This window comes from Paenibacillus sp. 1182 (assembly GCF_017833915.1).
Lineage (GTDB): Bacteria > Bacillota > Bacilli > Paenibacillales > Paenibacillaceae > Paenibacillus > Paenibacillus polymyxa_D.
The window spans coordinates 74,536-95,348 of sequence record NZ_JAFICR010000003.1; the positions used below are offsets into that span (position 1 = coordinate 74,536).

At 46.5% G+C, this 20,813-nt stretch carries 21 protein-coding genes and 1 tRNA gene; 14 read left to right on the forward strand and 8 right to left on the reverse strand.

The genetic code is table 11. The annotated features are described in order from the left end of the window. The first annotated feature begins 117 nt into the window (after positions 1-117). The gene (locus JOD82_RS06010; protein ID WP_209947961.1) at positions 118-1,782 is read left to right on the forward strand and encodes an RsmB/NOP family class I SAM-dependent RNA methyltransferase; all 1,665 of its coding nucleotides are present in this window, start codon (positions 118-120) and stop codon (positions 1,780-1,782) included. Next, the gene (locus JOD82_RS06015; protein ID WP_209947963.1) at positions 1,779-2,561 is read left to right on the forward strand and encodes a pseudouridine synthase; all 783 of its coding nucleotides are present in this window, start codon (positions 1,779-1,781) and stop codon (positions 2,559-2,561) included. Before JOD82_RS06010 ends, JOD82_RS06015 begins: the two co-directional genes overlap by 4 nt. 125 nt (positions 2,562-2,686) lie before the next feature. On the opposite strand, the gene JOD82_RS06020 is transcribed toward JOD82_RS06015, so the two are convergent. Then, positions 2,687-3,868, reverse strand: coding sequence for a GGDEF domain-containing protein (locus JOD82_RS06020; protein WP_209947965.1), 1,182 nt, complete (start codon positions 3,866-3,868; stop codon positions 2,687-2,689). 206 nt (positions 3,869-4,074) lie between these two features. On the opposite strand from JOD82_RS06020, the gene JOD82_RS06025 reads away from it, so the two are divergent. Next, positions 4,075-5,199 (forward strand): glycosyltransferase family 4 protein, encoded by a 1,125-nt coding sequence (locus JOD82_RS06025; protein WP_209947967.1) that lies wholly within the window; start codon positions 4,075-4,077, stop codon positions 5,197-5,199. Here the strand turns inward: JOD82_RS06025 and JOD82_RS06030 are convergent. Then, positions 5,196-6,302 (reverse strand): YkvI family membrane protein, encoded by a 1,107-nt coding sequence (locus tag JOD82_RS06030; protein ID WP_028542811.1) that lies wholly within the window; start codon positions 6,300-6,302, stop codon positions 5,196-5,198. The genes JOD82_RS06025 and JOD82_RS06030 overlap by 4 nt on opposite strands. Before the next feature lie 140 nt (positions 6,303-6,442). Between JOD82_RS06030 and JOD82_RS06035 the strand changes: the two genes are divergently transcribed. The 5 genes from JOD82_RS06035 (at position 6,443) to JOD82_RS06055 (ending at position 8,961) form a co-directional block, all read left to right on the forward strand. Continuing rightward, entirely contained in the window at positions 6,443-7,048 is a 606-nt protein-coding gene (locus JOD82_RS06035) for a DedA family protein (protein WP_209947969.1), read from the forward strand. 84 nt (positions 7,049-7,132) lie between these two features. Then, the gene (locus tag JOD82_RS06040; RefSeq protein WP_209947971.1) at positions 7,133-7,705 is read left to right on the forward strand and encodes a xanthine phosphoribosyltransferase; all 573 of its coding nucleotides are present in this window, start codon (positions 7,133-7,135) and stop codon (positions 7,703-7,705) included. 101 nt (positions 7,706-7,806) lie between these two features. Beyond that, positions 7,807-8,151 (forward strand): hypothetical protein, encoded by a 345-nt coding sequence (locus JOD82_RS06045; RefSeq protein ID WP_007429850.1) that lies wholly within the window; start codon positions 7,807-7,809, stop codon positions 8,149-8,151. A gap of 140 nt (positions 8,152-8,291) precedes the next feature. Next, entirely contained in the window at positions 8,292-8,513 is a 222-nt protein-coding gene (locus tag JOD82_RS06050; protein ID WP_061828588.1) for a hypothetical protein, read from the forward strand. A gap of 118 nt (positions 8,514-8,631) precedes the next feature. Next, positions 8,632-8,961: a carboxymuconolactone decarboxylase family protein gene (locus tag JOD82_RS06055; protein WP_013309744.1), complete on the forward strand. Its 330-nt coding sequence runs from the start codon at positions 8,632-8,634 to the stop codon at positions 8,959-8,961. A gap of 142 nt (positions 8,962-9,103) precedes the next feature. Here JOD82_RS06055 and JOD82_RS06060 read toward each other — a convergent pair whose 3' ends face one another. Continuing rightward, positions 9,104-9,640, reverse strand: coding sequence for a YhjD family protein (locus tag JOD82_RS06060; protein ID WP_209947972.1), 537 nt, complete (start codon positions 9,638-9,640; stop codon positions 9,104-9,106). A 222-nt stretch (positions 9,641-9,862) separates the two neighbouring features. On the opposite strand from JOD82_RS06060, the gene JOD82_RS06065 reads away from it, so the two are divergent. The 3 genes from JOD82_RS06065 to JOD82_RS06075 all read left to right on the forward strand — a co-directional run bounded on the left by JOD82_RS06065 (position 9,863) and on the right by JOD82_RS06075 (position 11,698). Next, positions 9,863-9,947 (forward strand) — tRNA-Leu (locus JOD82_RS06065). 177 nt (positions 9,948-10,124) lie between these two features. Continuing rightward, positions 10,125-10,637 (forward strand): peptide-methionine (S)-S-oxide reductase MsrA, encoded by a 513-nt coding sequence (msrA, locus tag JOD82_RS06070; protein ID WP_013309746.1) that lies wholly within the window; start codon positions 10,125-10,127, stop codon positions 10,635-10,637. Between the two features lie 125 nt (positions 10,638-10,762). Further along, positions 10,763-11,698: a divergent polysaccharide deacetylase family protein gene (locus JOD82_RS06075; RefSeq protein WP_209947974.1), complete on the forward strand. Its 936-nt coding sequence runs from the start codon at positions 10,763-10,765 to the stop codon at positions 11,696-11,698. Here JOD82_RS06075 and JOD82_RS06080 read toward each other — a convergent pair. Continuing rightward, positions 11,673-12,434, reverse strand: a complete 762-nt coding sequence (locus JOD82_RS06080) for an N-acetylmuramoyl-L-alanine amidase (protein WP_209947976.1) — start codon at positions 12,432-12,434, stop codon at positions 11,673-11,675. The two genes, JOD82_RS06075 and JOD82_RS06080, sit on opposite strands and share 26 nt — an antisense overlap. A gap of 289 nt (positions 12,435-12,723) precedes the next feature. On the opposite strand from JOD82_RS06080, the gene JOD82_RS06085 reads away from it, so the two are divergent. Continuing rightward, positions 12,724-12,915: a YqzE family protein gene (locus tag JOD82_RS06085; protein ID WP_029516735.1), complete on the forward strand. Its 192-nt coding sequence runs from the start codon at positions 12,724-12,726 to the stop codon at positions 12,913-12,915. A 99-nt stretch (positions 12,916-13,014) separates the two neighbouring features. Here JOD82_RS06085 and JOD82_RS06090 read toward each other — a convergent pair whose 3' ends face one another. From JOD82_RS06090 to JOD82_RS06105, 4 genes are all read right to left on the reverse strand, one after another. Continuing rightward, positions 13,015-14,277 carry a hypothetical protein gene (locus JOD82_RS06090; RefSeq protein ID WP_245248921.1) on the reverse strand — a complete coding sequence of 421 codons (1,263 nt, stop codon included), beginning with the start codon at positions 14,275-14,277 and terminating at the stop codon, positions 13,015-13,017. 58 nt (positions 14,278-14,335) lie between these two features. Beyond that, positions 14,336-15,286: a YqhG family protein gene (locus JOD82_RS06095; protein ID WP_029516737.1), complete on the reverse strand. Its 951-nt coding sequence runs from the start codon at positions 15,284-15,286 to the stop codon at positions 14,336-14,338. A gap of 1 nt (position 15,287) precedes the next feature. After that, on the reverse strand, positions 15,288-17,102 hold the full coding sequence (locus tag JOD82_RS06100) for a DEAD/DEAH box helicase (RefSeq protein WP_069011346.1): 1,815 nt from the start codon (positions 17,100-17,102) through the stop codon (positions 15,288-15,290). Between the two features lie 136 nt (positions 17,103-17,238). Then, positions 17,239-18,078, reverse strand: coding sequence for a helix-turn-helix transcriptional regulator (locus JOD82_RS06105; RefSeq protein WP_023988057.1), 840 nt, complete (start codon positions 18,076-18,078; stop codon positions 17,239-17,241). Between the two features lie 163 nt (positions 18,079-18,241). Between JOD82_RS06105 and fabF the strand changes: the two genes are divergently transcribed. Beyond that, positions 18,242-19,480 carry a beta-ketoacyl-ACP synthase II gene (gene fabF / locus JOD82_RS06110; RefSeq protein ID WP_069011347.1) on the forward strand — a complete coding sequence of 413 codons (1,239 nt, stop codon included), beginning with the start codon at positions 18,242-18,244 and terminating at the stop codon, positions 19,478-19,480. 293 nt (positions 19,481-19,773) lie between these two features. Continuing rightward, the gene (locus JOD82_RS06115) at positions 19,774-20,727 is read left to right on the forward strand and encodes a helix-turn-helix transcriptional regulator (RefSeq protein WP_039270185.1); all 954 of its coding nucleotides are present in this window, start codon (positions 19,774-19,776) and stop codon (positions 20,725-20,727) included. Positions 20,728-20,813: the final 86 nt, after the last annotated feature.

A 20,813-nucleotide genomic window follows, 5' to 3' on the forward strand; every position in this document is an offset into this window, starting at 1 on the left:
TTATTATACAACATTACATCTTGTAGTGAAAGTTCGTAAATCACACCGATATTGCAGGATAACAGGTTGAATATGGTACAATAAAATTTATTTTAAAAGGACAGGATGATTACGATTATGGGTGTACAGCTCCCCACAGCATTTGTAAAGCGCATGGAGCAACTGCTCGGCGACGAATTTGAAGCATTTATGACCGCCTACGACCACACGCCCCATGCCGGGATTCGCGTCAATACGTTAAAAATTTCGGTGGAGGACTTTAAGGAACGTTCTCCGTTCGAACTGCGGCCAATTCCATGGTGTGCCACGGGTTTTTACATTCCGCACGGTACGAAGCCGGGGTTACATCCTTACTACCATGCGGGACTGTACTATATACAGGAACCGAGTGCAATGTCTCCGGTTGAACTGCTCAATGTAGCTCAAGATGAAGCTGTATTGGACTTGTGCGCTGCACCGGGCGGGAAATCGACCCAAATAGCGGCCAAACTACAAGGAAGCGGCGTATTGGTGACTAATGATATTAGCGCGGACCGAACCAAAGTGTTGGCTAAAAATGTGGAATTGTACGGTGTGCGTAATGCCGTGGTACTGAATGAAAGCCCGGATCGAATCGCCGATGCCTTTCCTCATTTTTTTGACAAGATACTAATTGACGCACCTTGCTCGGGAGAAGGTATGTTCCGCAAAGATGAGGATATGGCAAAACAATGGGAAACGCATTCGGTGGATAAATGTGTAGTCATGCAACGGGACATTTTGCGTGTAGCGGCCTCGATGCTGAGCACAGGAGGGAGAATTGTCTATTCGACCTGCACCTTTGCGCCAGAAGAAAATGAAGGAATGATCGCAGAATTTCTGGAGGCTCATCCCGATTTTGACGTAGTCCCTGTTCCGTCGGAGGCAGGTTTTGCACCAGGCCACCCGGAATGGATGAGTGAAGAGGTCGCGGCATCACATCCCGAACTGCGGGGAACAGCACGCCTTTGGCCGCATCTCGTAGAGGGAGAAGGCCATTTTATCGCTGTGTTGCAACACCAAGGTGGTCGTGTCACTGGAACTGAAGATCACACTGAATCCGGGGATTTGACTCCATTTGAGGGCAAGAATGACAGGGCATTGAACATAGATGCAACGTATCCACGGAAAAAGCAGTTTTTGTCCGTCAAGGAAGCACTGACGCCAAGCGGTCAAGGAAGACATGCGACTGGTGAGCCTAAACGAAGTGGAAAAGGAATGGACGGGAAGTCCGGTAAAGGAAAGTCCGCGCGCGGCTTGGGTGGCAATAAGTCTCGTTCTGGCAAAGAGAATGTAAAATCCGCTGCACGCTCCCCACAAGATGTACTGGAGTCCTATCACCAATTTGTGAAGGATCAGCTGGAGGTGTCCTTTACAGGCTATACGGTGGTCTATGGAGATCGTATTTATCAGTCGCCATTGGCATCCCATCGTTTGGACGGCCTTAAGGTGGTGCGACCAGGCTGGTTTATGGGTACCGACAAGAATGGTCGCTTTGTGCCTTCACACCCGTTGGCGGTGGCATTACGCCCTTCAGAAACGGCTAGAAGCATCAATCTCTCCAGTTCAGATGCTGAGGCCATCCGGTATTTAAAAGGGGAGACCTTGTCCATCCCCGTTGAGAGAATGGCACTGCGGAACGAAGTCCAGCCCAAAGGCTATACTCTCGTGTGCATTGATGGTTATTCGGCTGGGTGGGGCAAATGGCAGGACGGCATGCTCAAAAATGAATACCCTACAGGTTGGAGGTGGACATCGGTATGAGTGGAAAAGGGAGACAAACGCAACGTTTGGATAAAGTTTTAACCCATATGGGATATGGTTCCCGTAGTGATATCAAGCGACAGGTGAAGCAAGGGATGATCACAGTAAACGGGAGGATCACCAAGGATAACGGCTTACAGGTTCATCCATACCAGGATCAGATTGAAGTGAACGGGGAACGTGTTGTTTTTCGGGAGTATATTTACATCATGCTGCACAAGCCACCGGGCGTTATATCTGCAACTGAAGATACGAGGGAGCGGACGGTGCTGGATTTGCTGAGCGCGGAGGAACGACACTTTGAGCCTTTTCCAGTAGGACGCTTAGACAAAGATACAGAAGGGCTATTGTTGTTGACCAACGATGGTAAGCTAGCGCACGAACTACTTTCTCCACGGCGGCATGTCCCTAAAACATATGAGGCTACCGTATCGGGGCATGTCACGGAGGAGGACATTCATCAATTTACAGCAGGAGTGGAACTGGATGATGGGTATGTTACACTTCCCGCGCAGTTGACCATTCTTCGCCACGAACATCCGCACCAGGCAGATGGAGAAGTCATTTCCTATATTTCGCTTGTAATCCATGAGGGAAAGTTTCATCAAGTGAAGCGTATGTTCGAAGCGGTTGGTAAAAAGGTGACCTATTTAAAAAGAATAGCTATGGGGCCATTAAAGCTGGATGAACAGCTTCCACTGGGCAGCTATCGAGAGCTGACTAGTGAAGAACTGGCATGGATCGGCCGGGATATAGCATCTGCAACGTCAGAAGTTTGATGGGCAGATTAAATATAAATGACGCACAGGCTCTTGTGAAATTCCTGTGCGTCATTTTAGGATATAGACAACCAGACAGAGAATTATTCAAACTCAACGTTCAACACTGAATCGCAGTTTACGAATTATTGTGCGCGTGCTGCCCGACTCTTTTTCACTTCGGCTGCTGTATAAGCTGTAACCTTGTTTTTACCTGTCGTTTTGGATATGTACATCGCTTGATCGGCCTGCTTGACCAGTTCATCCGGGTTCATTTCCTTCTTCACTGTACTGTGTCCGACACTGATGGTGACAATGCTTTCTTCCGCGACCCGCTCGCGGATACGTTCTGCGACATGTCCAACCTTGGCACGTCGATCTACAACCATTGCGACCAGTTCCTCGCCACCGTATCGTCCGGTCAGTCCGATTTCATCCAGTTCATCCTCCATAATCTGTGCCACCTGTTTGAGTACTTCATCCGCACGAGCATGGCCTTGCGTATCATTCAGCTTTTTGAAATTGTCAATATCGCAAAAAATGACCGACACGCGGATTCCTTGATCCATATATCGCCGTAGTCGTCCCGAAAAATATTTACGGTTATATAGCCCTGTCAGGCCATCGGTGATGGAAGAACGGTAAATCCTTTGGAGCAGCTCCACAATCCGTTCAAACAGGATGAGGAATAACGTAGTGTAGTACAGCAATGGTAAAAATGACATATATAGGACTGTGTTTGATCTTCCAGCTTCTTCAGGGATGTCATTTCGCAGCCACAAATAGCCGAGCCAGAGCAAATACATGGATAAGCCCGCTACATACTTCTTTGGCTGTCCGATTCGTGGGGTGATGAACACAAGGCTCAGTATAAGTACCAGTACTCGATAAAACAGAGTGAACCCAACTAGTTTCGCTGCGCTGATCCAAGCGGGCAACAAACCTGCAGTCCAGGCAATAACCGGCAATATCAATAACGCACCCAGCAGCAGCAAGGTCCATGTCTGCGCACGTTTCAGCTTCCGGTAGAGTTGAAATACGGCGGCATTGATGAGCACGAAGGCAGACGCCTCCAGCACATTTTTCCACACGATTCCTTGGAGTTGCATCTTGCCTCCACCTGCTGAATAGAGATTCATGGCTTCATATGTCATAATAATAATAGCGGCAACCGAAAAAAGGATATAGGCTTTTTTTCGTTGTCTGCTATATATGATCACGCACATCAGTGCCATCATGAGTATAATATACAAACCGCAGGCTGCACTTACGGCCCCGGCCAGAGATGGGAAACCCAAGGTTCCCGATAAGGACAACAACGTCAACATCACCGACTCCATTTGCAAAAATAGTCAATCTATTGAACGGTTGATATCGTTCCGATACAATAGACAGGATTTATCCTATTTAAAATGTTATAATTTTCTTTTGTGACTAACATTTATTCTCAATATATCATCTTTCAGAAAATCCGGAAACCTATACATACAATCTGTGATCCGGGCAGTTTAATGCTTGAAAGGGGAAGCACGTCATGAAATTGCTACAGGCTCTCTTTTTCCCACCCGAGCAACCGGGAGGCGTTTCATCCATGATTCCATATCTGCAAGAGCGATTTACATCCCCCCGTTGGGAAATGGAGCTATTTTCAATCCCTAAACGGATTCGTAACAAGGGTAGGGACGAAGTAACTTTTGACACCTTTGACTGGACGAGATATGAACAATATCCAATCGTTCAAAAATATATTCAGACGTATCGTGACTATTTATGGTGGACACGGCTTCGTATTCAGAAGCCCTATGACCTCATTCATGCTCATCATCCGATTGCGGGAATCGCCATGAAAACTGTTTTTCCTGACATTCCGCTCGTACAGACGATTCACTCTTCCTATGAGAAGGAGTTAATTCTAAACGGGAAAATAGAGGAGAACGGGCCTGAACACCAATTCTTGGTGTCACTGTATGGGGAAATGGAGCAGAAGGCGGATCGTCTGATAGCGGTATCTCATTCTTTTCAGCATTACTTAACTCCTTACGTTCAGAATCCGCAAGACATTGCAGTCATTCCGAATGGATATGATGAGAAGCGCTTCAAACCCATTCCACACGAAAATGAAGTGACACAGCTCATAACCGTTTGTCGCCTTGTTCCGGCGAAAGGACTGGATATTTTATTGGGAGCCTGTGCTGAACTTAAAAAAAGAAATCTGGATTTTGTGCTTCATATTATTGGAGACGGCCCGGTTCGCCCTGAGCTGGAAGAGATGGCGCGACAGCTCGATATATACCATGAGACGATTTTTTATGGATATACCCTTCATCCAGAAGAGTTTATGCCTTTCTTTGATGTATTTGTCTTGCCTTCTCGGGCGGAGGCCTTTGGTTCGGTATTTGCGGAAGCAGCGTTAAGTTGCCTGGCATTGGTAGGTACAGAAGTGGGAGGAATACCGGAGCAGATTGAAGATGGGGTAAATGGTCTGCTCGTGCCACCCGACAATCCGAGGGCACTGGCAGACGCATTAGAAAAGGTCATTGCTGACCCTGCCTATCGTTATGAGCTGGCTAGATCTGCCTGCGATAAAGCTAAATCAAGCTATTCTTTAAGTCGGGCGGTTAACGAGTTGAAGAAAATGTATTTGAAATTTCCACATTAACCATGACGAGTACCACCTGGTTTGGAATCGGAATGCCGAAAGCTGGAGCGAGGACGTGAGGAACGGAAAGGTCTCCTGCGTCCTGCTATGATCAGTTTGCTAACCCACATCAGACTGAGCATTCCGAAAATAGGATAAAGGACAGATAACAGTGAACTGAAGCCGAACTGACTGATTAAAAAACAGGTGAGCATAATGAATAGTGTGATGAGCTTGGGCGAAATTTGGACATGCTGACGAATTTGCAGACTGACTCCATAAATGTCGGCTACAAAGGTACTGAAGATTTCCATGAAAATGAGTAGAATGTATATGATTTCGACAAAGGCACCCAGACGGTAAGCAATGCTTCCCATAGGGATTTCAAATTGCTGAATACCTGGCATATGTGCTGACATGGCAAAGTGTGCAGCCATTAGCATAAACCCGACACCAACTCCGCCCAAAACTCCTCCCCAGCGGATGGTTCTTCGGGAAAAGGTTTGGCTACCAAGTGGTACAAGCACGGCTTGGGCCATAGTTAGGTTAAAGGACGTGTACAGCAGTGGAGAGAGCAAGGTTCGAAATGTACTGTGATCTGTCGTGTTCGTAATAAAACTCTGAGGATTGGGCATGGAGAGCGTGCTGTGAACGAGCAGAAGAGACATGATGATCATCAGAGGGACAACCACGGTGTTCATGTGCAAGATGGCCTTAATGCCTTTACTTAGCAGCAAATAAGTACCAATCAGTGTAATAAGCAGTCCGGTTTGGTAATGCAGGTGAAGGTGCTCTACAAAAACAGAGCCGGCTCCTGCCAGCATGACGCTGTTTACGCCAATCAACACGATGAGTGTGAACCAGCTAATCCATTTCCCGGCATTGGCACCAAAAAGATGTTTGTTCAGGTCCTCGTAGGATTTGGCTGAAATATCATGTGCGATCAGCATCATTTTCGTACCCAACCATACAAATATGATTGTGGATAGCATAATAGTGAGTGTAGCCCAACGACCATACTGCGTAAAAAATTGCAGAATTTCTTGTCCGGTAGCAAATCCGGCACCGACGATTGTACCGATGTATGTAAAAGCAATTTGAAAAACATGAATATTACGTTTCATCCCCAGTCCCTCCTTGCTTGCTTGAATAACGCTGCAGCGAGCATATAATACAAACTATGTTCAACTGAAATAGGACATGACTGGATGAGACTGAAAATAATTAAAGTGAATTAATGAATAGCTTGACGGGAGCGTAATTTATGGGTCAAATCCTTGCATGGATACTTGAATACGGATATTTGGCAATGTTCGGCTTGCTTGCACTTGGAGTAGCGGGTATGCCGATACCCGACGAAGTGCTAATGATCGCCTTCGGCGGGCTCGTGTCTCAAGGGCACTACAACTTCATTGCTGCACTGGCAGTCACATTTTTCGGTAGTATGACGGGTATGATGCTTAGCTACACATTGGGGCGTCTGCTGGGCAAACCACTTTTGCATCGATACGGAAAATGGGTGAGGCTTACGCCTTCTAGGATTGCCTCTTCTGAAAATTGGTTTGGGCGCTATGGTACCTGGGGAATCCTGTTCGGATATTTTGTCCCCGGCTTGAGACATGTATCCTCATATCTGGCAGGTACAACCCGTTTAGGCGTTTTCCGCTATATCAGTTATGCATCAGCAGGAGCTTTGCTGTGGTGCGGTACATTTTTGGGGATTGGACATGCGGTGGGCATGCATTGGGAGCAGGTGGCGAAGCTAATGGAGAAGGTGACGCATCAGGTAGGGCTGGTCGTTATTCTTTTAATCGTTGTGGGAGGAATCACCGCATGGTTCTGGAACAAGCGTAAAAAAAATGTCACATGACCGCATGGAAAGCAGCTATAGCTTGAAAGCGGCGGGTGAAGTATGGTACTTTTACCGCATAGGATTGCCGTGGGAGGTCATGTAATGGAAGTATTAAAGAAACGAATTTTAAATGAAGGCGTGATTGCATCAGATCATGTGCTGAAGCTGGATGGTTTGCTTAATCACCAGGTTGATCCAGAACTGACAATGGCAATGGGACGAGAGTTCGCAGCACGTTTCCGAGAAGAGAAGATTACCAGAGTAGTGACCGTGGAGTCCTCAGGCATTGCCATCGGGTTTGCGACAGCATTGGAATTGGGTGTACCGTTGGTATTTGCTCGTCGTAAAAAGACCCTATTAGCTGATCCAGACGCGCTGTGTGAACGCGTACCTTCGTTTACTAAAGGTATTGTTACGGATATTATGCTGTCTCGTCAATTTATTCACGAAGATGACCGTGTTCTGTTCATTGATGATATTATTGCTAATGGTGATGCGGCGCGAGGTATGGTTAAAATCATTCAACGCTCCGGAGCGGAGTTGGTTGGATTTGGTGTCGCGGTGGAAAAAAGCTTTCAGGCCGGAGCGAGAACCATCCGTGAGCAGGGTATTCGTGTAGAGTCATTGGTCAAAATTTTGTCGTTAGCTGACGGCAAGATTGAGTTTGCTGAATAGTAACAATTCAAAACTCCTGATCCTTATTTCTAATAATAACCTTTGCATGAGCTTCAATTTCGCTTATAATATAGATAAGGTTTTGGAGAGGAGGCAGCAACATGGGGAAAGAACAATTGACCGAACAGTTTTTTCTGGAAAAACTGGCAGCGGCTAAAGTACACTTTGAGCGTGCCTTGGATTGTAAGCATACGGAATTCGACGATTTGTATCCCTATATGATTGAACATCCTCAGTTTTTTTGGTATAAACGCTATGTGGCCTGGTCTGAGTTGTTGACGTTGGTTAACCTATGCGAAGAATTGTCCTTCTCTTGGAAAGAAGAATTTACTGCTCACCAAGTGGAGTATGTAGATCAGCGAGTGTTGTCTGCACAAGTGCTGGACTTCTGGTATGAGAAGAACGATACAAAAGAACATGATCACAGTGTGAATCAGTCGGGATAATTTGTCGCTCTGTTGGCAATCCATATAAGTAGTAAGAGAGAAGAGACCTAAATGATTCGTTTAGGTCTCTTTTTAAACTTTTTTCATGTATATAGAACCATGATCGTTATGTTAAAAAAGTGAATAAGGAGGGGACAAGGATGATTATGGACGAAGAATTGGATGCTTATCGACTCTCCGGTGAAAAGGTGCGTGTCGTACGCGATGGATTGGAGTCCAACGATGTTGTGGGCATTGTACTGGCATGGGATGAGGAACAGGTGCTTATTCGTCGCCAGAATCGACGTGTGGTCAAATTGGATCGCAGCTATACATACCAGTCGTTCAGCGAGCCGCGTCACAATCCGATAGATCTGGATTAGGAATGGGTTCTCAAATGGGTGTTGGATAAAAATAACTGGGTGATTCATTAGGCATACAGAAACTCTAAATCGGACACAGTAATGAAGGAAAATCCAACAGAGAGGACGTGCTGTGTCAATGACGGTTATGGACGAAAAAGTACATGCATACAAGGATCAAATCAGCCATTTGGAAGATCAGTTGCCCGAGGTAGTTCATGCATATCATCGTTTTACCGGAGAGTGCTTTCAAGCCGGCAGCTTAGATGAGAAAACCAAGCAACTGATTGCGCTAGGCATTGGCTTATTTGCCAACAATGAAGTATGCACGTTTTATCACGTGGACGAGGCGCGGTCCAAAGGAGCCAGTGATCAGGAAATTATGGAGACCATTGCTGTAGCCGCAGCAGTAGGTGGAGGACATGCTCTAAGCCAAGGGGTAACGCGTGTACAGAAGGCGTTGCAATAAGGCGAATCATTAATTGATGAGCTTATACTTCGTCATAGCGGTTATAGATCGATTTGGATATATGATGAATATGGAAAGGAGCTTCCGCGCACAGTTGGTGTCTGCGGAAGCTTTTTTCTTTTGCGTGTTGGTTGTGCGGGGATTATGCTCTTCTGCTTGCGGCAAAAGCAGCAGGGCGAGACGTTTTACGCTTATAAGCTAAAGAGGATGTAACCAAACTTCGTTCAACGATGCGTAGAGGTTTGGATGTTGAATTGTTTGGTAATTCGGGGCGATGTTTCTCTAGTAAAGGAAGGGCAGCTGTATGGGGCATAGAGGTTGAGAGCCCGAGATATGCTCGCATCCGCTCATACATTTCTTTGCGGAATGCTGGCATTGCCATACTGAACTGCTCTTTATTGCCTTTACTTATATAGGTGGCGTGAACGCCGGAGTGGTTTTGTTGTATGTCCAGAACTTGAATGTGATATTTATTAAATTCATGTTTTATTTCAGACAGCAGGATCCCGGTACGATCTACACCTGCGTTAACCATTTCGACATAAAGATCAGGGGTTTTCAGCATACCGCTTTCTTCAAGAATTAGGCTGTCCCGCTCAAATACTTTTTGAATAAAGGTAAGGAGCAGATAACTTTTCACAAGAGACCATTCATGCTGAGTAGTATCTGAAGAGATCATAACCATTCACCGCCTTAGGAAAATGTGATGATAATTCATAACCGAATGAAGAAAAGGAACCTTCGTTCCCAGGAACTTATGTTCTTATTTTAGTTTATTATTCCTTTTTTATCAAGAGGAAATTAACAAACATAAAAGGTTTGACATCTCGATATGAGCATGGTATGATCTATCTTGTCGCTAAGAAAGATTGATCTTTCGAGGATAAACGACAACTTATATGCGGTCGTGGCGGAATTGGCAGACGCGCACGGTTCAGGTCCGTGTGGGCTAACCCCCCGTGGAGGTTCGAGTCCTCTCGACCGCATCTATTAGAAAAGGTCTATAGAATTGCTCTCGTAGCAGTTTTAGAGACCTTTTTCTTATATTTCCGGGGATTTGCTCATAGTTTAAGCTGAACACGTTTCTTGTCTTCCCGCAAACTATGGATTTCCAGATATGATAGAAAATTTTAAGATGAAGTTATTGAAAGGTTGGATGTAAGATGGAGAAAGCGACTTTTGCAGGTGGATGCTTCTGGTGTATGGTGACTCCATTTGAAGAACAGCCGGGCATTCATGGCATTGTGTCAGGATACACTGGAGGAACGATTCCCGATCCGACCTACGAGCAGGTTAAAACAGGAACTACAGGTCACTACGAGGTGGTGCAGATTACTTTTGAACCTGAGCTGTTTCCTTATGAAAAGCTGCTCGAATTATATTGGCCGCAAACAGATCCTACCGACGGGGAAGGTCAATTTCAGGACCGGGGTACACAGTATAAACCCGCAATTTTTTATCATACAGAGCAGCAACGTGAGCTTGCACAACAGTCCAAGGAGCAGTTGGCACAAAGTGGACGCTTTGATAAGCCAATTGTAACGGAGATTCTTCCTGCTTCGATTTTTTATCCTGCAGAGGATTATCATCAGGATTACCACAAGAAAAACGTGAAGCACTATAAGGAAGATCGGGCCCAATCAGGTCGTGATGAATTTATTGATAAGAACTGGTAAGCGGCTTTAACATACGTTTCTACGCACGATAAGGCAGATCAGGGAGTATTCCATGGATCTGCCTTATACATATTTAGACGACGTTACTCACACAATGAAGGGACAGAGAAGGAGGCTGACCCGCAATGAGTACACGACGGAAGCTGCACATGAGAAATATAATAAAAAAGGCTTTAAAGGAATCTCGCGCTCGGAAAGAGCCAGCTTATGTACCTGTATTCCATTCAAGCTCCAAAATGCGAAGAACCGTAGTACTCTGTATTTCGGTATGCATGTTATTCATGGTCTGTAGTACTGGTGTTGCAGAAGCAATAGACAAACAGGACGAGCCGCAAAAGATGGTTGCTGTCATTATTGACGATCTGGGAAACAATATGAAAGGAACTGAGCAAATTTTAAATTTACCCGTTAAGATTACCGTTGCTGTGATGCCCTTCCTGCCTACAACCAAGCAGGACGCTATGGAAGCGCATAAGCGCGGTCATGATGTCATCGTCCATCTTCCAATGGAGCCAAAGCAGGGGAAGCCCGAATGGCTTGGGCCTGGAGCAATTAAGGCTAATATGACGGATGAAGAAGTACGTGCGAAGGTGACAGCAGCCATTAAGGATGTTCCTTATGCGATAGGGATGAACAACCACATGGGTTCAAAGGTCACTTCGGATAAGCGCATTATGTCCATTGTTCTTGATGTTTGTAAGGAGCATGGACTATTTTTTGTCGATAGCCGTACTAATTATTGGTCAGTGGTCCCTGAGCTTGCCGCTAAAAAGGGGATGCCACCAGTACGAAATGATGTTTTTCTGGATGATGTCCATAACCTCGCCCATGTGAATCGGCAACTTACAAAAGTGGTTGAATGGCTGGATAAGCACAACACCTGCGTAACGATTGGGCACGTCGGCGTGTCTGGTATGTACACATCCTCCGCTCTTCATTCGTCGGTTCCCAAGCTAAAGGAGCACGCCAAATTTGTGGGTATTAGCGATTTGGTACGAGCTGTATGGGGATGGACGGGAGACTCAGCCACCAACACTACCATGCCGTCAGATGCGCAATAATGCCTGCGGCAATAGCTTCGGCAATGCTTTTTTGACCACGATCCTCGGAAAGCATAGCTCTGTCCTGTTCGTTACTGATAAATCCAGTTTCTACAATTACAGCAGGATGCTGAATTTTATTCAAAAGATAAAAGGGCTTTCCGTACACTGTTTTTCTATTCATGCAAAATAAGCGGTTTAATGAATGCTGAATCCGTTCAGCTAACAGATAGCTGCTGCCTTCATCCTGATACAGTACAATGGGTCCCCGTTTTTCGGCACGTTTGTTCCAATTGACATGCAGGCTTACAACCAAAGCGGTGGGCAATTGTTCTGTTAAGCTTTTCCGTTGGGCGAGGTCTTTAAGGTGCCGGGATTTGGACTGCAGCCAACGGTTGTCGTCACTCAGTGCGTAGTCCTTGTCCCGATTCAGGACAGCAGGATATCCCTGGGAGCGTAAAATCAAGTACAGCTTTTGAGCAATGGCAAGATTGATATCTTTTTCCAAAATTCCTTTGTGACTTGTTCCACCATCCACACCGCCATGGCCTACATCAATCAGGACAACGGGCTTGGCAAAAGCGTGATAGGACGAATGTACGTTGGATGGACTATCTATATACTTGTTCGGTTCGTTACTTTTCTCGTCGGGCTGAGCAGCTATATAGGTAAATGGGGCGAATACAGCACTGCAAAGGATGCATAGACTGAACCCCAAGCATGTCAGCCATATTTTGTTTAACTTTTTTTTTCTCACATTCTATTCCTCCAGTGGACGAATTGATTATTTACTGAAAAACCATGCATAACAGGTATCAAACCTAAAGCAGCGTAGCTGCCTTCAATATGACAATTAGCCTTGGGGTAACTGTTATGTTGAAGATAGTATGTTCCATTTAAGGGAAACCATGCATAGTTATTTCCACAGGGGTTAGACCTTTTGGAAAATGAGCAAGCTAGTTTTATCTGCACCTAACGTGTGAATCCGATATTTCCAAGCAATGTAAATGGAAATAATAGGCGCAGATTGGAGGAGGTTATGGAGGATGGCGAAAAGTGACGAACTGGTGACGTATATTACGCAGCGGATTGTTCGCTATATGGAAACGCCGCGTGATGTTCGGCGCAGTCAAAAACAAGCCAGAGAGCCGTGGGGGAGCAAATGGTTTGGCATGTTGCCTCTCGCTCTGAAAATGTGGATGAAATCCACACGCAGAGGGCGAAGGGAGCGACATTAAACTCGCCAAAGAGACCACAAGAGGCATAGGGTATGCCATTTTGAGGTCTCTTTTTATGTTGTAGAGATCATTCCGAATCATTATCATGTTTCTTTATAACTAGGAGTCCAAACGATAGAATTCGCCAGCTGATAATAACTTTTTTAATGGTACAAATCGGGAAAGTCCATGATGGTAGGTTAACGCATATAAATTGGATTGGGACGGATGACCTGGGGATATCCAGGACTGATACCCACTAATAGATAAGGGACCCCCAAAGGCAAAATTGATACCTGTGGCAGAAAATATAATACGCGGCGAAATACTCAGTGTATCCATAAATTGGCCTGTGTTACGGACGGAAAGCTTTTGTTTGGGTTGAAGCCACCCCAGGTCGTCATAGGGATCGAAAGGAGCAGACAAGACCGTAACCGCCTGCGCCTGTGTTTTCAAAAAGGGAACAGATGAAGAGAATACGTTGTTCTGAAGCTTATGTTTCCAACTCCCATCTGCCACTTCTACAGGTAACGGATCGCCAGTTACAGCATCAATACATATTTGGCTGCCTGTAGAGGAACGCACCAGCCAGTAGGCTAGTAGCGGTTCCTCATACATAGGTGTGATTTGCAGCTTGTCGATAGATGAAAGATCGGTTTCTGTGAGCGACACCAGAGATTGGCGAAGTACATCCATACTATAAGGTCCACCTGGACCATTCCCATATTCGTTGAGTTGATATGCGCCATTTGAGTCTGATCCGATAATCAGGTAGCCGATGTATTCTCCTGCGCGGTTTACTTGAACAAGCCAACTATGGGTTCCAGGTCCGAGCGGATGATAGCTCAGCTCAGCATCTTTCCACAAGGAAAAAGGGGGTTGGAACGATAAGGATTGTATCTTGTTGTCCGCAGCTTGTTTTACGCCCGTAGGTACGCCTTGCTCCTGTGTAGGAAAACTTGCTGAAACGTCATCCTGGGAAGGGGAAGGAGTAGCAGGACTCGCGGATTCCAATGGAGGAACCCGCGAGCTATCGTTGTAAAGAGACTCCGAGTTTAAATTGTTGTCTTGAGCGACTGAGGGAGCCGCATGAATGGAAGTGAGCGGACAGACTGCGGACAGGCCGATCAGAACAGCTGCGATCATACCTATGCTATAGTGCCCGGAATGACTCTTCTTCAATGGTATCCACCTTTCTGTCGGCTTGATTGCCCGACGGAGGCATTCTTTTTTATCCAGCATACAGCCTGTCCCATAAAAAGACTGCTGCACCTTGTCGGCGTAAATGTCATATCCAGGTTCGCTTTTTGCTGTCGATACATAGGGGACATGTTTAACCAAACTTGTGGTTACAGCAGCGGAAACTGATGTAGGCTGAAGCAAGATGTTACAAGCTGACGATATCTCTGCAACTTTCCTGCGAAGGAGCGAGAGATATCGGTTACCGCAGATGAAATATCCCGCAGTTAATGGCGGATACGAGTACCTTTGGCTCATATTGCCATACCATTTCTTTACGGCGGGCTTGATGCTGCTCGGATATGGCTTCTTTTTTTTCCTCTTCCTCTTTCTGCTCCTTGATTAGATCTTCGTAGTAGTGGTCAATGACCTCCAATTCCTCGCGCAATCGTTCCTTCGCCTGCTCAGCCCAACCATAGTCTTGCTGACGGAGTTGTTCAGTGAGGTAGCTTTCAAGCGAGGTGGAAGCTTCCGGGACAGATAGCTTGGCAGGCTGTACATGCATATTGCCCGCCAGCAGCGGGCTGAGCTGCCGGGTTTCGAGCATGGCGCCAAAATCGGTTACAATGGTGCCGCTTTTGAGCGAAATACCTAGCCAATGAAGTTCCTCACGCTTCAAATCGCAAGCGAATTCAATTTTATAGCAGATGCTGAGCCAAGCTTCATAGACTACGGGAGAGCGGGCAGACAACTGACGGGCATCAGGCTGCTCAAACAAATAAACATATTTTCCTCCATCCCGTGCGGCTTCAAAAATTTGGTGCAGCCGACGGCTTCCATATCGAAGCTCCTCCTGCAAAATACGTCCAGGTCCCAATTGTGGTAACGTCGGTACATGACCGAAGTAACGCCCCATGACCTGATCTTGTGCTGCGTTGCCTGATGCTGGAGTTGGGGGTGTATGGTCCGCTAAACGTTCCTGTTCTGTGCGATAGGCTTCCCCATCAAAGATGAAGGTGAAGGACATCGTCTGCGCTGGAACGCCAGTACGCTCCACGTATCCCCAATAGTAGGGCCGGTTTGTTAAGGCTTTATCCGCTTCTGGAGAAAGCTTGACGGTTACATGGTGGGGTGACCTCTCAATGACACTGCATCCGGTAGCTTCCAGATAGGTGTGGACAAAACGCTGGACTTGCTGTGCATCCATGGTCAAACTAGCGACCTCCCTTCACACTGCGTCGAGCTTTACCCGGAGGAACCGTATTGCCTGCTAAGCCTAATAAGTTCTCGGTGTTTGGCTGGTCTGTGCGCAGTTGTTCCATTTCCTGTTTGATGGAATCCAGCGAGTGGCCCAGTTTTTGCATTTTTTTGCGAATTTCATCATCGCTACTGGATTCAAGCATGATTTTATACAAACTTTTTTCAATGGATTCTTTCTTCTCAAACTTCTCCAGAATAACGTCCAATCCGCCAATGACCATCTCAAACATATTTATTTTTTCATGCAGCAGATGTAGGATATGCTCCTCAATCGTTCCGGTTGTGGACAAGTTGAAAATATTAACATCATGCGTCTGTCCAAGTCGATGCACCCGTCCGATCCGCTGCTCCACGCGCATGGGGTTCCACGGTAAATCGAAGTTAATCATATGGTGACAAAATTGCAGGTTAATGCCTTCACCACCCGCTTCGGTGGCAATCATGACCTGAATGCGCCCACGGAACAGATCCATCATCCAATCCTTGCGTCCACGGTTCATACCGCCTCGGTAAGGAACAGCAGATAGGCCACGGTCACGGAAATAGTTCAGCAAATACTCCTGTGTGGCTCTGTATTCTGTAAAAATGATCACCTTTTCGTTCATCTGACGGATAAGCTCGAGCGCCTTTTCTGCTTTGGAATTGGCCTTGATCGCTTTAATGTGTGCAACCAAATCCCAGACACGATCGCGTAGGGGAGAGTCTGGAGCCATTTTTTTAGACAAATTGACCAGCGTCACGAACACAGCGTCCCGGCTGCTGCACACTTCCCGTTGAAGGGTAACGAGAGACAGCATGCTACTTAAATTTCCGCCATTCGCCTGGTATTGCTCTTTGACAAAAGAGGTTACCCCATCGTACAGCGCTTGCTCTTCCGGCGAAAGTTCCAAGTGAATATTGGAAACATTTCGTTTGGTGAATTGAACTGGGCCTTCTCCGCGACGATTGCGGATCATGACTTTAGACAGCTCATCCTTGAGCTGATCTTCATTTTTGGGCAGACGTTTATCTACAACAAAGTTGGCTGAAAAATCGCCATGTCTTCCCAATTGACCGGGCTTGAGCAGTGTAATCAGGTTAAACAGCTCAGACAGATCGTTTTGTACAGGTGTCGCTGTCAGGAGCAAACAATATTTTTTACGCAGCTTCATAATGAACTGGTAGTTGGATGTCTTTTTATTTTTCAGCTTATGGGCCTCGTCTATAATGAGCAGGTCATAATCGGTATCTAGCAGGATGTTACTATGGGGCTCTCGCTTGGCAGTATCCATAGAGGCCACGACAACCTCGGAAGACCAAGAATACGCTTTTTTCTGGGCGACAGCGGGAATACCGAATTTGCTGTTCAGCTCACGCACCCATTGTAGGACCAGGGATGCGGGTACAAGAATAAGCACTTTGGAAGCCAGCCCGCGAACCAGATATTCCTTTAGGATCATTCCAGCTTCGATCGTTTTGCCCAGGCCGACTTCATCGGCAAGAATGGCACGTCCGGACATTTGAAACAGTACCTTCCGAGCGGTATCCAGCTGATGGGGTAGTGGAGTGAGGTCTTGCAAATGCTGTAGACATTGAAGCTCATCGAAGTTCGGCACCAGTTTGACTTTTTCTGCCTCAATGGCCAGCTGATACAGATTCCAATCTCCCCAAGGGCCACCTTTGCGTAGGCGTTGGTCCAGCTCATCCTGCCAGCTTCGATCAAATTGCACCGGAACAGGCAGTGGCGCTTGATTGTGTATGTGCGGGGAACTTGTCGATTTGGCTTTCATGATGATTCCCTCCCTCCTGGTAGTAGCACAGTTGAAGCTCTTGGTTCTGTCACATACGTGGCATCTATTTTTGCACAGATCGTAGATGTAGTATGGACGGAAAATGATATCTTCATAACAGGAGGGATGAAATCCTTTAGCTGCCTTCCATTAACTTTTGGAGTTTGCTTTCCGTTGAGGTTTGCGCATTGGGGGTGTAGATGCTGCAACGGAGATCAACACTGCCTTGTACCTGAAGAGAAGTTAGGTCAAATAGCATTTTGCCAGCCTTCGCATGACGAAATTCAATGAGTACCTCCGGCGCGGAGCTTACTTCACTCTGATTCCAAAGCTCGTTAAACTCCGGGTAGGCCTGGCTCATATTTTGTATAAATTGTGCATACCAGGGATCTGTCACGTATTGCCCATAATAAGCGCGGAAAATAGCAAGGAACCCCTTTACAAAGTGTTCCCAATTCACAGCTAGACTTTTAAACTCCTTTTTGGTGAATAGCAGTTCAATCATATTGCGTTGCTCATGTGGTAGCTCGGCAAAATCCATAAAAACATGAGCAGCAGCGGCGTTCCAGCCGACAATATGACAGCGCCGATCTGAAATAATAGCAGGGCAGTAGTGCAGCTCTTGTACGATCTTTTGCAGAGAGGGGGAAATGACGGCTTGCTCTGCAGGAGCAGGAAGGCTGTGAGACCCAGCCTCGATCGCCAAATCATACAAATATTTGCGCTCGTCTGTGTTCAACTGCAATGCGGCAGCAATAGCATCCAACACAGAGGCGGACACCTTAATATCTCGTCCTTGCTCCAGCCAGGTATACCAAGTCGTACTGACACCAGCCAGCTGAGCGACTTCTTCTCTGCGCAAGCCTGGTGTTCTGCGACGTGATCCTTGGGGGAGACCGACCATATGTGGGTGTAGGCGGGCTCTTTTTGTTTTTAGAAAAACAGATAGTGCTTCCAGACGTGCTTCCGTTTTCATAGGTATCTTCTCTCCATTCAATGGGTATATCCGAAGTGAGCCAATAAGGCGTGTACTATAGTAGTGTTCATTATACCAGGATAAACAAACACTTGTAATAGGATAAGGCGAGGGTAAAATGAGGATTATAAGTAAGTCACCGAGCAGGAGGAATGAATAGCTTATGCAAAGAGTAGTGATAACAGGTATGGGTGTCGTTTCCCCACTGGGTAATGAAGTGGACACGTTGTGGAAGAATTTGCTGGAAGGCAATTCAGGTATACGTAAAATTGATACATTCGATGTGTCCGATTTGAAAGCACAAATTGCTGGACTGGTACAGGATTTTGATGCAGAAAAGCAATGGGGACGTAAAGATGCTAGACGAATGGATCGGTTTACTCAGTTTGCACTATATGCGGCAGAGCAAGCGCTCAAGGATTCCGGTCTGGAACTGGATCACACCGATTTGGAGCGTGTCGGTGTTTATGTGGGATCGGGAGTCGGCGGTTTGGATACGTTGGTGGACAATGTAGATGTACTGCTACAGCGTGGACCGGGCAGAGTTAGCCCGACGCTGGTACCCATGATGATCTCAAATATGGCTGCTGCTCAAATTAGTATCGCGTTTGGAGCGATGGGACCTACGCTTTCCCCCGTGACGGCTTGCTCTATTGGGAATACAGCAATTGGAGAGGCGTTTCGGACGATTCGTACAGGAGATGCGGATGTCATTTTTGCCGGTGGAGCTGAAGCAGCGGTGTCCCGATTGGCCTTGGCAAGTTTCGCTAATGCGACTGCCTTGTCCACACGTAACGAGGAGCCTTCCATAGCAAGTCGACCTTTTGATCAGAATCGGGACGGCTTTGTCATGAGCGAAGGTGCAGGTATTCTGGTACTGGAGTCACTGGAGCACGCTATCCGACGTGGTGCGGAAATCTATGGTGAGGTCATCGGTTATGGAGCGAGTTCGGATGCTTATCACATGGTTGCACCGCATCCCGAAGGAACCGGAGCTTACTTGGCGATGAAAGCGGCCCTTCGTTCGGCTCACATCTCCCCGGAAGAAGTGGACGTGATCAGTGCCCACGCAACGAGTACAGCTGTAGGGGATACCGCTGAAACTTTGGCAATCCACAAACTGTTTGGCGACTATGCCTATCAGATTCCGGTTACTGCGAATAAGTCCATGCTGGGTCATATGCTGGGAGCTGCGGGCGGGGTCGAAGCGATTGCGCTTGTGCAAAGCCTACGGGAGGGCATCATTCCACCAACGATGCACCTGGACAATCCGGACCCGGCTTGCGATCTGGATTATGTGCCTCACGAAGCGCGCAAGGCTCTACTAAATATTGGGCTATCTAATTCTTTCGGCTTCGGTGGTCATAATGCGGTCATTGTGCTGAAGCGCTACGAATCATAATTTGTAAGGAGTTATTGAAACCTCAGGCATTCTATTCGGCTGGATAGAGTACCTGAGGTTATTTTAATTGAAGAATAACAGATTCATTTTAGATCCGGATTTTGCAAAATTCGATACTAGTCGCTCCGAAGTGCAAGATATAGACGAACTAAACCATTTCGATCTATATCTTGTTCATTGAAAGTCGCTCATTGGATTTTTGCTAAATCCCAAGATAAGAGATAGAGTAAGATGAAGGAATACGATGAGGAGTTCATCGCTTATTTTTATTAATGGTGAAAGGTTTTGAAAAAATGAAAATTGACCGATTGCTTTCTATCGTCATTTTGCTGCTAAAGAAAAATAGAATACAAGCGAAGGAACTGGCTGATTTATATGAGGTTTCGATCCGGACGATCTATAGAGATATTGAAGCGATTAGTATGGCAGGTATTCCGGTGGTGACTTATCAGGGAGCCAATGGGGGGATCGGCTTGATGGAAGGATACCGCCTGGATCGCAGTATGTTGACGGATCATGATGTCAAGGACATTGTAATGGGGCTGCAGAGTTTGTCCTCGTCGTTGGGCGGCCCGAATGTGTCGCGGTTACTTCATAAATTTGAAAGTATTATACCAGAGTCTGGGAAAGAGCAATTTAGTGTCCATACCACACAGTTTATCGTCGATCATTCGGGATGGGGAAATCGGGCTGCGCAGGAAGGCAAATTGATAAAGGTAAAAGAAGCAATGAGCCAAGCGCGCACTGTCGCCTTTACCTATCGAAATGCGGGGGGAGCCATTACAGAACGGAATGTTGAACCGCATACGCTCGTTCTGAAAGGACAACAATGGTTTGTATATGCATATTGTCCCGATAGGGAGCAGTTTCGTCTATTCAAGCTTTCCCGCATGAGTGACCCTGTGGTTACAGAGACCGTTTTTGCTCGCAGGGATCTTTCTTATGAAGTGTTGCCGTGGAATGAGGGGCGGATGGAGGTATCCAGGGCCGTACAACCATTTACGCTACAATTTAACCGTAACTCAAGGCATCTGGCGGAGGACTGGTTTGGCGTAGAAGCATTGACCGAGCAGGAGGAAGGGATCTATACGGTCTCGGTCCCGTTTCCTGAGGATGCATGGGCGTACGGATTTATTTTAAGCCTGGGACCGGATGTGGTTGTCAAAGAACCAGCCCATTTGCGGGATAAGATTCATAAGATGGCGCTGCGTATTGCGTCTAATTACGAAGAAGTTCGGGAATCATAAAGGAATTCTTAGATTAAAGTAAAACAAACCTGACCCATAGTTGTCAGGTTTGTTTCGTTATACTGGTGGCATACCTGATATCAGAT

What these genes read in the sequence shown, in the direction of transcription:
- JOD82_RS06010 (WP_209947961.1), top strand. Translation starts at nt 118, where the DNA reads ATGGGTGTACAGCTCCCCACAGCATTTGTAAAGCGCATGGAGCAACTG.
- JOD82_RS06015 (WP_209947963.1), top strand. Translation starts at nt 1,779, where the DNA reads ATGAGTGGAAAAGGGAGACAAACGCAACGTTTGGATAAAGTTTTAACC.
- JOD82_RS06020 (WP_209947965.1), bottom strand. Translation starts at nt 3,868, where the DNA reads ATGTTGACGTTGTTGTCCTTATCGGGAACCTTGGGTTTCCCATCTCTG.
- JOD82_RS06025 (WP_209947967.1), top strand. Translation starts at nt 4,075, where the DNA reads ATGAAATTGCTACAGGCTCTCTTTTTCCCACCCGAGCAACCGGGAGGC.
- JOD82_RS06030 (WP_028542811.1), bottom strand. Translation starts at nt 6,302, where the DNA reads ATGAAACGTAATATTCATGTTTTTCAAATTGCTTTTACATACATCGGT.
- JOD82_RS06035 (WP_209947969.1), top strand. Translation starts at nt 6,443, where the DNA reads ATGGGTCAAATCCTTGCATGGATACTTGAATACGGATATTTGGCAATG.
- JOD82_RS06040 (WP_209947971.1), top strand. Translation starts at nt 7,133, where the DNA reads ATGGAAGTATTAAAGAAACGAATTTTAAATGAAGGCGTGATTGCATCA.
- JOD82_RS06045 (WP_007429850.1), top strand. Translation starts at nt 7,807, where the DNA reads ATGGGGAAAGAACAATTGACCGAACAGTTTTTTCTGGAAAAACTGGCA.
- JOD82_RS06050 (WP_061828588.1), top strand. Translation starts at nt 8,292, where the DNA reads ATGATTATGGACGAAGAATTGGATGCTTATCGACTCTCCGGTGAAAAG.
- JOD82_RS06055 (WP_013309744.1), top strand. Translation starts at nt 8,632, where the DNA reads ATGACGGTTATGGACGAAAAAGTACATGCATACAAGGATCAAATCAGC.
- JOD82_RS06060 (WP_209947972.1), bottom strand. Translation starts at nt 9,640, where the DNA reads ATGATCTCTTCAGATACTACTCAGCATGAATGGTCTCTTGTGAAAAGT.
- msrA (WP_013309746.1), top strand. Translation starts at nt 10,125, where the DNA reads ATGGAGAAAGCGACTTTTGCAGGTGGATGCTTCTGGTGTATGGTGACT.
- JOD82_RS06075 (WP_209947974.1), top strand. Translation starts at nt 10,763, where the DNA reads ATGAGTACACGACGGAAGCTGCACATGAGAAATATAATAAAAAAGGCT.
- JOD82_RS06085 (WP_029516735.1), top strand. Translation starts at nt 12,724, where the DNA reads ATGGCGAAAAGTGACGAACTGGTGACGTATATTACGCAGCGGATTGTT.
- JOD82_RS06100 (WP_069011346.1), bottom strand. Translation starts at nt 17,102, where the DNA reads ATGAAAGCCAAATCGACAAGTTCCCCGCACATACACAATCAAGCGCCA.
- JOD82_RS06105 (WP_023988057.1), bottom strand. Translation starts at nt 18,078, where the DNA reads ATGAAAACGGAAGCACGTCTGGAAGCACTATCTGTTTTTCTAAAAACA.
- fabF (WP_069011347.1), top strand. Translation starts at nt 18,242, where the DNA reads ATGCAAAGAGTAGTGATAACAGGTATGGGTGTCGTTTCCCCACTGGGT.
- JOD82_RS06115 (WP_039270185.1), top strand. Translation starts at nt 19,774, where the DNA reads ATGAAAATTGACCGATTGCTTTCTATCGTCATTTTGCTGCTAAAGAAA.